General features: G+C 65.1%; 11 protein-coding genes, 1 tRNA gene and 1 pseudogene. 2 read left to right on the top strand and 11 right to left on the bottom strand.

What is annotated here, in order from left to right; all coding sequences use genetic code 11:
* The 4 genes and pseudogenes from AC27KI_RS12865 to AC27KI_RS12880 all read right to left on the bottom strand — a co-directional run.
* A pseudogene (locus AC27KI_RS12865) lies at positions 1 to 539 on the bottom strand (ABC transporter ATP-binding protein); the annotation flags it as partial.
* 17 nt (positions 540 to 556) lie between these two features.
* Positions 557 to 2,284, bottom strand: a complete 1,728-nt coding sequence (locus AC27KI_RS12870) for an ABC transporter permease (RefSeq protein WP_487114128.1) — start codon at positions 2,282 to 2,284, stop codon at positions 557 to 559.
* A gap of 152 nt (positions 2,285 to 2,436) precedes the next feature.
* Positions 2,437 to 5,193, bottom strand: coding sequence for a preprotein translocase subunit SecA (gene secA, locus AC27KI_RS12875; protein ID WP_487114130.1), 2,757 nt, complete (start codon positions 5,191 to 5,193; stop codon positions 2,437 to 2,439).
* 135 nt (positions 5,194 to 5,328) lie between these two features.
* Positions 5,329 to 6,336 carry a M23 family metallopeptidase gene (locus tag AC27KI_RS12880; protein ID WP_487088517.1) on the bottom strand — a complete coding sequence of 336 codons (1,008 nt, stop codon included), beginning with the start codon at positions 6,334 to 6,336 and terminating at the stop codon, positions 5,329 to 5,331.
* A gap of 4 nt (positions 6,337 to 6,340) precedes the next feature.
* Between AC27KI_RS12880 and AC27KI_RS12885 the strand changes: the two genes are divergently transcribed.
* Positions 6,341 to 6,640, top strand: a complete 300-nt coding sequence (locus AC27KI_RS12885) for a hypothetical protein (RefSeq protein WP_272565530.1) — start codon at positions 6,341 to 6,343, stop codon at positions 6,638 to 6,640.
* A gap of 49 nt (positions 6,641 to 6,689) precedes the next feature.
* Here AC27KI_RS12885 and AC27KI_RS12890 read toward each other — a convergent pair.
* The 6 genes from AC27KI_RS12890 to petA form a co-directional block, all read right to left on the bottom strand.
* A tRNA-Thr gene (locus AC27KI_RS12890) sits at positions 6,690 to 6,765 on the bottom strand.
* 49 nt (positions 6,766 to 6,814) lie between these two features.
* Positions 6,815 to 7,348, bottom strand: a complete 534-nt coding sequence (locus tag AC27KI_RS12895; RefSeq protein WP_487088519.1) for a ClpXP protease specificity-enhancing factor — start codon at positions 7,346 to 7,348, stop codon at positions 6,815 to 6,817.
* A gap of 33 nt (positions 7,349 to 7,381) precedes the next feature.
* Positions 7,382 to 7,993 carry a glutathione S-transferase N-terminal domain-containing protein gene (locus AC27KI_RS12900; protein WP_272565532.1) on the bottom strand — a complete coding sequence of 204 codons (612 nt, stop codon included), beginning with the start codon at positions 7,991 to 7,993 and terminating at the stop codon, positions 7,382 to 7,384.
* 99 nt (positions 7,994 to 8,092) lie between these two features.
* Positions 8,093 to 8,848 carry a cytochrome c1 gene (locus AC27KI_RS12905; protein ID WP_272565533.1) on the bottom strand — a complete coding sequence of 252 codons (756 nt, stop codon included), beginning with the start codon at positions 8,846 to 8,848 and terminating at the stop codon, positions 8,093 to 8,095.
* Positions 8,849 to 8,868: 20 nt separating this feature from the next.
* Positions 8,869 to 10,284, bottom strand: a complete 1,416-nt coding sequence (locus AC27KI_RS12910; protein ID WP_284405471.1) for a cytochrome b — start codon at positions 10,282 to 10,284, stop codon at positions 8,869 to 8,871.
* An 11-nt stretch (positions 10,285 to 10,295) separates the two neighbouring features.
* Positions 10,296 to 10,895, bottom strand: a complete 600-nt coding sequence (petA, locus tag AC27KI_RS12915) for a ubiquinol-cytochrome c reductase iron-sulfur subunit (protein WP_272565535.1) — start codon at positions 10,893 to 10,895, stop codon at positions 10,296 to 10,298.
* Positions 10,896 to 11,031: 136 nt separating this feature from the next.
* On the opposite strand from petA, the gene mscL reads away from it, so the two are divergent.
* Positions 11,032 to 11,460 (top strand): large conductance mechanosensitive channel protein MscL, encoded by a 429-nt coding sequence (gene mscL / locus AC27KI_RS12920; RefSeq protein ID WP_272548939.1) that lies wholly within the window; start codon positions 11,032 to 11,034, stop codon positions 11,458 to 11,460.
* Positions 11,461 to 11,515: 55 nt separating this feature from the next.
* Here the strand turns inward: mscL and AC27KI_RS12925 are convergent.
* Positions 11,516 to 11,944 (bottom strand): PdxA family dehydrogenase (locus AC27KI_RS12925; RefSeq protein WP_487088513.1); only part of this gene is annotated, 429 nt, incomplete at its 5' end.

Genomic DNA, 11,944 nt, shown 5'->3' on the forward strand with positions numbered 1-11,944 from the left:
GATCTGCGCCTGGATGGTCACATCCAGCGCCGTGGTCGGCTCGTCGGCGATGACGAGGTCGGGCCCGTGCAGCAGCGCGATGGCGATCGCCACGCGCTGGCGCATGCCGCCCGACAGCTCGCGCGGCAACGCGCCCTCGAACCCGGACAGCCCGATCAGCTCGATGGCGGCGGCGGCCCGCCGCGATCGCTCGGCGGGGGCGCCCCCCCGGGCCTCCAGGCCGAGTTCCACGTTCTGCTGCACCGTGAGCCACGGAAAGAGCGCGAACGACTGGAACACCATGCGATGCCGCGCGCCGGGCCGTACAGCGGCTGGCCCCGGTAGCGAACATCGCCGGCATCCACCGGAACCAGGCCCGCCAGGATGCGCAGCAGCGTGGACTTGCCCGACCCCGACTGCCCGAGCAGCGCCACGATCTCACCCTCCTGCAGCACGAGATCGACCCCCTCCAGCACCGAACGCGCGGTGCCGTCGCTGGAGCGAAAAGACTTGCCCACCTGGGCCAGCTCGGCGATGGGGGACATGGGAGAGGTTTCCATGGGTTCGGTTCCAGGCGTCAGGAGTGCATGCGGTTTTCGGCCATCGCGTAGAGGCGCCGCCACACGAAATGGTTCATGCCCATGACGAAGACGCACATCACGCCGATGCCCAGCGCGATGCGGGGAAAGTCGCCGATCGCCGTCATGTGGGCGATGTAGCTGCCCAGGCCATCGGCCTGCAGCGTGGTGTCGCCCCAGGTCACGTATTCAGCCACGATGCTCGCATTCCACGAGCCGCCGCTGGCCGCGATCGCACCGGTGACGAAGCTGGGAAACACCGCCGGCAGCAGGTAGCGCTTCCAGCGCAGCCAGCCCGACAGCCCCAGATTCTGTGCGGCATAACGCAACTCCGACGGCACGCTGGAAGCCCCGGCGATCACGTTGAAGAGCAGATACCACTGCGTGCCGAGCACCATCAACGGCGCCAGCCAGAGGTTCGGATCGAGGTGCCAGCGCACGATCAGCACCACGGCCAGCGGGAACATCAGGTTGGCCGGAAAGGCCGCCAGAAACTGCGCCACGGCCTGCAGCCGGCCCGCCCAGCGCGGATTCATGCCGATCCAGACGCCCACCGGCACCCAGACCGCCGCCGCCAGCAGGATCAGCACGACCACGCGCACCAGCGTGTACGTGCCGAGCACGAAGACATGGCCTACCTCGTGCCAGCCCACCTCGCTGTGGATGAAGCGCACGAGCCAGATCACCGCCAACATCACCGCCGCCGCCAGCAAGGCATCGCCCGCGCGCGTCAGGGCGGGATGGGGCACGGAGGGGCGTGCACGGATCGAGGTGCCGTCATGACGACGGCGCAGCCGCGTGAGCGACCACTCCAGCGGCACCACGAACAGCGCCACCACCCGCTTGAGCTGCGACGTGCGGCGCATCCAGGACAGCAGCCAGGAGGTCGGCTGGGCTTCGCTGCCGCCCTCCTCGAACCGGAACTTGTCGGCCCAGGCGATGAGCGGGCGAAAGAACAGCTGGTCGTACAGCACGATGCCGACCAGCATGCCCACGATCGCCCAGCCGATCGCGCCCAGGTCGCGCGCCTCGATGGCCAGGGCGATGTAAGAGCCCACACCCGGCAGCTTGATGTCCTGGTGTGATACCGAAATCGCCTCCGACGCCACCACGAAGAACCAGCCGCCGGACATGGACATCATCATGTTCCACAGCAGCCCTGGCATGGCGAAGGGCAGCTCCAGCCGCCAAAAGCGCTGCCAGCCCGACAGCTGGAACACCGCAGCGGCTTCGCGCAGTTCGGCCGGCACCGTGCGCATGGACTGGTACAGGCTGAAGGCCATGTTCCAGGCTTGGGAGGTGAAGATGGCGAAGATCGCCGCGCACTCGACGCCGAAGAGGTTGCCCGGAAACAGCGCGATGAACCCCGTCACGGTGATCGACAGGAAGCCCAGGATCGGGATGGACTGCAGGATGTCCAAGAGCGGCACCATCACCCGCTCCGCCGTGCGGTACTTGGCCGCCAGCGCCGCGAAGACGCAGGCAAACACCAGCGATGCGCCCAGTGCGATGAACATGCGCAGCGTGGTGCGCAGCAGATAGTACGGCAGCATCCACGGATCGAGCGACAGCGGCAGCACGTCGCCCACCTGGTAGGGCCGTGCCATCTGCGAGCCGCCCCAGGCCAGCGCGAAGAGCACGGCCAGCACCAGGGGTAGCAGGGCCCAATCCCATCGGTTACCGGTGGCCTGCACCACCTGCCGCGGGAAAAACCGCTTGTCGATCATCCTTGCGCCCTTCTCCCTGTGACGCGAAACAGCCTAGCAGCGGCCCGTGACAAGCCGAAGACGAAGCCACCGCTGCTGCGGCCCGCCGCGCCCCATCCCTGCGCGCCTGGGGCACAGGCATCCCGCCCTGCGATCAGGGCGGTGCCGCATGGTCAGTCCAGACGGCCGTGGCAGCTCTTGTACTTCTTGCCGCTGCCGCAAGGGCATGGGTCGTTGCGGCCGACACGGGGCACTTCGCCCGCGAGCGCACCGGCCGCCATGGCGGCCTCGGAGCGGACCTCCACCTCACCGGTCTCGGTGGGGGCGGTGTAGGTCACGTTGGCGATCTTCTCGGCACGGCTCTCCAGGGCCTCGGCGGCCTCGTCCAGCTGCGCAGGCGACTGCACCTGCACCGTCATCAGGATCTTGGTCACTTCGTTCTTGACCTGGTCGATGAGCTGGCGGAACAGCTCGAACGCCTCGCGCTTGTATTCCTGCTTGGGCTGCTTTTGCGCGTAGCCGCGCAGGTGGATGCCCTGGCGCAGGTAGTCGAGGGCCGCCAGGTGGTCGCGCCAGTTGGAGTCGAAGCTCTGCAGCAGCACCGCGCGTTCGAACTGGTTGAAATTCTCCTGGCCCACCAGCTCCAGCTTGGCCTGGAAGGCGGCCTTGCCTGCGGTGAGCACCTTTTCCAGGATCTCGTCGTCGGTGATGGCGTGCGCGCTGTCCACTTCCTGCTTGAGCGGCAACTGGATCTGCCAATCCTCGGCCAATGCCTTCTCGAGCGCCTGCAGGTTCCACTGCTCTTCGACCGATTCGGCCGGCACGTACTGGCGCACCAGATCGGTCAGGCAGTCTTCCTGCATGTTGGCGATCAGGCCGGACAGGTCGCTCGCGTCCAGGATCTCGTTGCGCTGCTGGTAGATCACCTTGCGCTGGTCGTTGGAAACGTCGTCGTATTCCAGCAGCTGCTTGCGGACATCGAAGTTGCGCGCCTCGACCTTGCGCTGCGCCGACTCGATGCTGCGCGTGACGATGCCCGCTTCGATGGCCTCGCCATCGGGCATCTTGAGGCGGTCCATGATCGCCTTCACGCGGTCGCCGGCGAAGATGCGCATCAGCGAATCGTCCAGGCTCAGGTAGAACCGCGAAGAGCCAGGGTCGCCCTGGCGGCCCGAGCGGCCCCGCAGCTGGTTGTCGATGCGGCGCGACTCGTGGCGCTCGGTCGCAATGATGCGCAGGCCACCCAGCTCCTTGATCTTCTCGTGGTCGCGCGTCCACTGCGCGCGCACCTCGGCCACGCGGCTTTCCTTGGTCGCTTCGTCGAGCGACTCGTCGCTCTCGATGGCGGCCAGCGCCTTTTCGATGTTGCCGCCCAGCACGATGTCGGTGCCGCGGCCCGCCATGTTGGTTGCGATCGTGATCATGCCGGCACGGCCGGCCTGGGCCACGATGTCGGCCTCGCGGGCATGCTGCTTGGCGTTCAGCACCTGGTGCGGCAGGTTTTCCTTTTGCAGCAGCTGGTCGATGATTTCGGAGTTCTCGATCGACGTGGTGCCCACCAGCACGGGCTGGCCGCGCTCATGGCACTCGCGGATGTCCTTGATCGCCGCCTCGTACTTTTCGCGCGTGGTCTTGTACACGCGGTCCAGCTGGTCGTTGCGCTTGCTCGGGCGGTTCGGAGGAATCACCACGGTTTCCAGGCCGTAGATTTCCTGGAATTCATAGGCCTCGGTGTCGGCCGTTCCGGTCATGCCCGCCAGCTTCTTGTACAGGCGGAAGTAGTTCTGGAACGTGATGGATGCCAGCGTCTGGTTCTCGGCCTGGATGCCCACGCCTTCCTTGGCCTCGACGGCCTGGTGCAGGCCTTCGCTCCAGCGGCGGCCCGACATGAGGCGGCCGGTGAATTCGTCCACGATGACGATCTCGCCTTCCTGCACCACATAGTGCTGGTCGCGGTGGTAGAGGTGGTTGGCCCGCAGCGCCGCATACAGGTGGTGCATGAGCGTGATGTTGGCCGGGTCGTAGAGCGATGCGCCTTCAGCGATCAAGCCGCGGCTGGCAAGAACGCGCTCGGCGGTTTCATGGCCCTGCTCGGTCAGGAACACCTGGTGCGTCTTCTCGTCGAGCGTGAAATCGCCCGGCTTGGTGACGCCCTCGCCGGTGCGCGGATCGGCCTCGCCCTCTTGGCGCACCAGCAGCGGCACGACCTCGTTCATGGCGATGTACATCGCCGTGTGGTCTTCGGCCTGGCCGCTGATGATGAGCGGCGTGCGCGCCTCGTCGATCAGGATCGAATCCACCTCATCGACGATGGCGAAGTTCAGCCCGCGCTGGACCCGGTCGCGCGACTCGTACACCATGTTGTCGCGCAGGTAGTCGAAGCCGTACTCGTTGTTGGTGCCGTAGGTGATGTCGGCCTGGTAGGCGGCCTGCTTTTCCTCGCGCGGGGCCTGCGGCAGGTTGATGCCGACGGTCAGGCCCAGGAAGTTGTACAGGCGACCCATCCACTGGGCATCGCGGTTGGCGAGGTAGTCGTTGACCGTCACCACGTGCACACCGTCGCCGGACAGCGCATTCAGGTAGACCGGCAGCGTGGCGGTGAGCGTCTTGCCTTCGCCGGTGCGCATTTCCGAAATCTTGCCGTAATGCAGCGCCATGCCGCCCAGCAACTGGACGTCGAAGTGGCGCATTTTCATGATGCGCTTGGAGCCTTCGCGCACCACGGCGAAAGCCTCTGGCAGCAGGTCGTCCAGCGATTCGCCTTTGGAGACGCGTTCCTTGAACTCGGCGGTCTTGGCGCGCAGCGCCTCGTCACTCAGCTTTTCGTAGTCGGGCTCCATCGCATTGATGCGGGCCACCGTCTTGCGGTATTGCTTGAGGAGCCGGTCATTGCGGCTGCCGAATAATTTGGTGAGGAAATTGGTGGCCATGCGAGCAGGACCGCGCCGCGTGCCCGAAGGCGTACGGCGCGACCAGAATCCCTAAAGAAGAAGTGAGTTCAGGTGGGGCTGCGTTCTCGGGTTGCAAGTTGCGCAACCCGGGTCGGCAGGTCCGGACCGCAGATTTTACCTGCGCGGGGTGACGGGCTGGCCATCGGCCTTTTGGGCCGGTCCGGCACTGGCCACGCGGGTGGAGGGCGCCTGGGCTCCGGCCATCAGGAATTTTTGCGGATCCTGCGGAACGCCCTGCACCAGCACTTCGAAATGCAGGTGGGGGCCGGTGGAGCGGCCCGTCGTGCCGACCTCGGCGATCTTCTGCCCGCGGCGCACGAGGTCGCCGCGCTTGACCATCGTTTTGGAGGCATGTGCATAGCGGGTGACCAGCTGATTGCCGTGGTCCACCTCGATCATGTTGCCGTAGGCGGGGTGGTACTCCTGCGCGACCACCACGCCTCCAGCCGCCGCGAGGATGGGCGTGCCCGTGTCCGCCTGGAAGTCCAATCCCGTGTGCAGGGCGGAGTGGCCCGTGATGGGATCGATGCGCCAGCCGAACGCCGAGCCGGGAAGCTTGCCCAGCACCGGCGCCTGCGTCGGCACCATGTGCTTTCGGATGTGCTGGTCGAACAGCCGCGATTCCACCACGGTCATCAGGTCCACCCGGCGGTCCGTGAGCTGGGCCAGGTCGTCCAGCGTGCGCTCCAGCTCCTGCATGTCCATGGGATGGCCCGACACCAGCGCACCGCCCTGCCCGGGCGGCCGGGACAGTTCCGACGCCGGCATGCCCGCCAGCCCCAGCACCCGCTCGCCCAGCGATTCCAGCTGCATGACCCGAGCCTGCATCTCGCCGACCTTGCGCGCCATGGCGTCAAGGTTGGCGCGCATGAAGCGGTCGCGCTCTTCCATTTCGTCCTTGGCCACCAGCTTGACCAGCGACCCGACGATGGGCCAGCCTTCGCGCGCGCCCTTGAGAAAGACCCAGTGGTAGAGCATGGCCGCGACCAGCATGATGCTGAACGAGACCAGCAAGCCCGCCGCCATGAGCCGTGTCCCTGTCAGGTGTATGGCCCGGCTTCGCGCCAGCCGGGCGTCCGTGATAATCAAGTGCACTACATTTCTCCGCGCCGCGCGGCGCATTGCCATGAACCGCCGTCACCAAGCCGTCACCCTGCTTCAAGCCACGGAGGAATCCCCCACATTGGCCAAGCTGGCAGCACTGACGCGCGAATCCACGGAGCGGCTCAAGGCCATCGAGCCATTGATCCCACCCACTTTGCGACCCGCCATTCAGGCAGGGCCGATCGAAGGCCCGACATGGTGCCTGCTAGTGCGCAGCAACGCAGCGGCGGCCAAGGTGCGTCAGCTGCTGCCTGCCTTGCAGGCGCATTTGCGCACTCGGGGGTGGGAGGTTAACTCCATTCGCCTCAAAATCCAAACCTGAAGCCCGCAAGGGAAGGCATGGCAAAGGGGGAGACGAAAAGAGGGAAAGATGGTGCCGATTGTCGGAATCGAACTGACGACCTACCGCTTACAAGGCGGGTGCTCTACCAACTGAGCTAAATCGGCGAAGGCTGCATTCTAGCCGCGCGAAATGCGCCGCAGCCGCATGGCAACGCTATTTGACGCGCTTGAGCGAGGGCCGGCCACCGGAGCCCGGCGAAGTGGGCCGGGGCGGCGCACCACCGTCGTCCGGAGGCGAATCGGTGGACACCAGCTGCACCACACGGTCGTCCGCGCCCGTCGAAGACTCGGACTCCGCGGGTGCGGAGGTGGCCGTGCTGAGGACCGAGGAAGACAGCACGCCGCCTTCGCTCGGCTCCAGCACGTCCACCGGCGGCGGAAAGGCCATGCCCTGGCCATTCTCGCGCGCGTAGATGGCGATCACGCGGCCCACGGGGACCATGATGTCGCGCGGCTTGCCGCCGAAGCGCGCCTTGAACTCGATGAAATCGTTGCCCAGCTGCAGCGCGCTGGTCGCGTCGTAGCTGATGTTGAGCACGATCTCGCCATCCTTCACATACTCGCGCGGCACCTGAACCGAGTCGTCCACCCGCACGGCAACGTAGGGCGTGAGCCCGTTGTCGGTGCACCACTCATACAAGGCCCGGATGAGATAGGGGCGAGTGGAGGTGGAATCCTGGGCGTTCATCATGGTGGCGTGCGGGAAGGAAGGATTGCGCAATCACTTGCGCATGACTTTTTCGGAAGGCGTCAGCGCTTCGATGTACGCAGGACGCGAGAAGATGCGCTCAGCATACTTGAGCAGCGGCGCGGCGTTCTTGCTCAGGTCGATGCCGTAGTAGTCCAGGCGCCAGAGCAGCGGCGCGATGGCCACGTCCAGCATCGAGAAATTCTCGCCCAGCATGTACTTGTTCTTGAGAAACACGGGCGCCAGTTGCGTGAGACGGTCGCGGATGTGGGCGCGGGCTTTTTCCAGCGCTTTCTCGTTGCCCTTGGTGGCACGCGATTCGAGGATGTTCACGTGAACGAACAGTTCCTTCTCGAAGTTCAGCAGGAACAGGCGCACGCGGGCGCGGTCCACCGGGTCGCCGGGCATCAGTTGCGGATGCGGGAAGCGCTCGTCGATGTATTCGTTGATGATGTTCGACTCGTACAGGATCAGGTCGCGCTCGACCAGGATCGGCACCTGTCCGTAGGGGTTCATCACGCTGATGTCTTCGGGCTTGTTGTACAGGTCCACATCGCGGATCTCGAAGTCCATTCCCTTCTCGAACAGAACGAAACGGCAGCGATGGGAGAAGGGACAGGTCGTACCCGAATAAAGCACCATCATGGTGAGAGGCTCCTAAAAATCAAAAAGAGTGGGCGCAGGATGCGTCCACTCTGAAAACCTGGGCAGCGCCAGGTCTGGCGCCGCAGGCGGTTGGTGCGGTTACTTGATGTCTTTCCAGAAAGCTGCGTTGAGCCTCCAGGCAATCACCGTGAACACACCGAGGAAAATCAAAACCCAGACGCCGACGCGCAACCGGGTATTTTGCGCTGGCTCGCCCATCCATTGCAGGTAATTGACGAGATCACCCACGGCCTGGTCGTATTGGAGGGGGCTCATTGTGCCCGGACTCACCTGCGTCCAGCCTTTGAAGACTTCCGTCTTGTGGCCATGGCTCTCCTGCTGTTCGAACACGGGGCGTCGGTCGCCCTGCAATTGCCAGAGCACGTGAGGCATGCCGACACTCGGGAAGGCGAGATTATTCCATCCCGTGGCCTTGGTCTCGTCGCGGTAGAAAGTGCGCAGGAAGGTATAGAGGTAATCCGCCCCCGTTCCGCCATGGCCGGCGCGCGAGCGGGCGATCACCGTGAGGTCGGGCGGATTGGCGCCGAACCAGTCCTTGGCCTGGCGCGGATCGATGGTGGACTTCATGGTCTCGCCCACCTTTTCGGTGGTGAACAGCAGGTTGTCCTTGATCTGCTGGTCGGTGAGGCCGATGTCCTTCAGGCGGTTGAACCGCATGAACGCGGCCGAGTGGCAGCTCAGGCAGTAGTTGACGAACAGTTTGGCGCCGTTTTGCAGCGAGGCCGTGTCGTTGGTCTGGACAGGTGCCTTGTCCCAGGCGATGCCGCCTTCGGCAGCCTGCGCGCCCGTGGCGATGCCCAGGGCCGCGATCAGCGTGAGGATGATTTTTTTCATGGGATGGGTCTCCTGCCTGCTCAATGCGCCTTGAAGATCACGCGGTCCGGCACGGGCTTGGGCTCGCCGAGCCGGCTCCACCAGGGCATGAGCAGGAAGAAACCGAAATAGAACAGCGTGCCGACCTGCGAGACACGCTCACCCAGCGGCGACGGTGGCTGCACGCCCAGATAGGCCAGTGCGACGAAGTTGATCACGAAGATGCCGTACAGGTACTTGTGCCAGCCCGGACGGTAGCGGATCGACTTGACCGGGCTCATGTCCAGCCAGGGCAGGAAGAACAGGATGATGACGGCGCCGCCCATCACGACCACGCCCCAGAACTTGGCGTCGATCGACAGCATGAGGGCGATGGCCGCTGCCGCGATGGCCACGATCGCCACCTTGATGAAAACCGGCAGGCGGCCCTTGACCACGCCGAAGCCGGCGGCCAGCACCACGCACGCGATGAGGGCGTACATCATCTCGCTGGTGATGGCGCGCAGCATGGAATAGAACGGCGTGAAGTACCAGACGGGCGCGATGTGCGCGGGCGTCTTGAGCGGATCGGCCGGGATGAAGTTGTTGTACTCGAGGAAGTAGCCACCGAACTCGGGCGCGAAGAACACCACGGCCGAGAAGATGAACAGGAACACGCAGACCCCGAAGATGTCATGCACCGTGTAGTAGGGGTGGAACGGGATGCCATCCAGCGGGTGGCCCTTGTCGTCGCGGGGGGCGTTGGGGCCCTTGATCTCCACGCCGTCGGGGTTGTTGGAGCCCACGTCGTGCAGCGCCAGCAGATGCGCCACCACCAGGCCCAGCAGCACCAGCGGCACGGCGATCACGTGGAAGCTGAAGAAGCGGTTCAGCGTGGCATCGCCCACCACGTAGTCGCCGCGGATCAGCAGCGCGAGGTCGGGGCCGATGAAGGGGATGGCCGCGAACAGGTTCACGATCACCTGGGCGCCCCAGTACGACATCTGGCCCCAGGGCAGCAGGTAGCCCATGAACGCCTCGGCCATGAGCGCCAGGAAGATGGCGCAGCCGAAGATCCAGACCAGTTCGCGCGGCTTGCGGTACGAGCCGTAGAGCAGCCCGCGGAACATGTGCAGGTACACCACCACGAAGAACGCCGAGGCGCCCGTGGAGTGCATGTAGCGAATCAGCCAACCCCACGGCACGTCGCGCATGATGTACTCGACCGACTCGAAGGCCTTCGCAGCGTCGGGCTTGTAGTGCATCACCAGGAAGATGCCGGTGACGATCTGGATCACCAGCACCAGCAGGGCCAGCGAGCCGAAGATGTACCAGAAGTTGAAGTTCTTCGGCGCGTAGTACTCCGACATGTGGACGCGGTAGGCGTCGAACGCGGTCGGGAACCGGTTCTCGAACCAGTTGGTGACTTTGGCGCCGGTGGAGGCGTTGGGGGAGATGTCCTTGAATTCGTGGGCCATGTCGTGTTCCCTCATGCCTTCTTGTCTTCACCGATCAGGAGCTTGGTCTCCGACAGGTACATGTGGGGAGGCACTTCCAGGTTGTCCGGCGCCGGCTTGTTCTTGAAAACGCGGCCGGCCATGTCGAACGTGGAACCGTGGCAGGGGCACAGGAAGCCGCCCTTCCAGTCGTCGGGCAGCGAGGGCTGTGCACCGGGCACGAACTTGTCCGAAGGCGAGCAGCCCAGGTGGGTGCAGATGCCCACGGCCACGAGGATTTCAGGCTTGATGGAACGTGCCTCGTTGCGGGCGTATTCGGGGGTGAGTTCGCTCGGCTTGCGCTCCGACTTCGGGTCGGCCAACTGCGCATCCAGCGAGGGCAGCGCGGCGAGCTGGTCGGGCGTGCGCTTGATGATCCACACGGGCTTGCCACGCCATTCGACCGTGATTTTCTCGCCCGGCTTGAGATCGGAAATATCGACTTCGACCGCGGCGCCTGCCGCCTTGGCCTTCTCGGAAGGCTGGAACGTGCTCACGAACGGTACGGCGGTTGCTACGCCGCCCACGGCACCAGCGCAGCCAGAGGCGATGAGCCACGTCCGCTTGCTGGAGTCGATAGGAGTTTCACTCATGGGTGTCCTCGTTGTACTTCGCTGGGTGGGGCAATCGCGGAATTGTAGCGGAGTGAAAATGGGTATTCCTAGGCGTTAACACCCCTCAACCTGCGCAATACTGCGAGGGTTTTCAGCTATATCAAGGAGGGGCGAAATGAGCATCGCAAAGGAATTCAAAGAGTTCGCGATCAAAGGTAATGTGGTAGACCTTGCGGTCGGCGTGATCATCGGCGGCGCCTTCGGCAAGATCGTCGATTCGGTGGTCAGCGACCTGATCATGCCGGTGGTGGGGCTGGTCTTCGGCCGGCTGGATTTCTCCAACCTGTTCGTGGTGCTGGGCACCGTGCCGCCCGGCGTGCCGCAGACGCTGGACGCGCTCAAGAAGGCCGGCGTTCCGGTGCTGGCCTACGGCAACTTCATCACCGTGGCGGTCAACTTCCTGATCCTGGCTTTCATCATCTTCATGATGGTCAAGCAGATCAACCGCCTCAAGCGCCAGGCGCCAGCACCCGCACCGGCCCCGGTGGCGACGCCGGAAGACATCGTGCTGCTGCGCGAGATCCGCGACAGCCTCAAGCGCTGAAAGGCCGGGCGCGCGGCGCGCCCGGAGCACCCGGCGCAGGCGGCCTTCCGGCCGCTCAGGCGGCCGAGGCCAGCCGCCGCGCCATGCGCACGGCCTCGATCAGGCTGGAGGCATCCGCGATGCCCTGGCCGGCGATGTCGAATGCCGTGCCGTGGTCGGGGCTGGTGCGCACCAGCGGCAGGCCGAGCGTCACGTTCACGCCCTTGTCCACGCCCAGGTACTTGACCGGTATCAGTCCCTGGTCGTGGTACATCGCCAGCACGGCATCGAACTCGCCCGCGCGCTGCGGCGTGTGGCGTGCCCGCATGAAGATGGTGTCGGGGGCGTAGGGGCCGTGCGCGTCCACGCCCAGGCGGCGCGCGGCCTCGACGGCCGGGGCGATCACTTCCAACTCTTCAGGGCCGAACAGGCCGCCCTCGCCCGCGTGCGGATTGAGCCCCGCCACGCCGATGCGCGGCGCGCGGCCCAGGCTGCGCGAGAGCGC

The organism is Acidovorax sp. KPB24-03 (genome assembly GCF_057546605.1).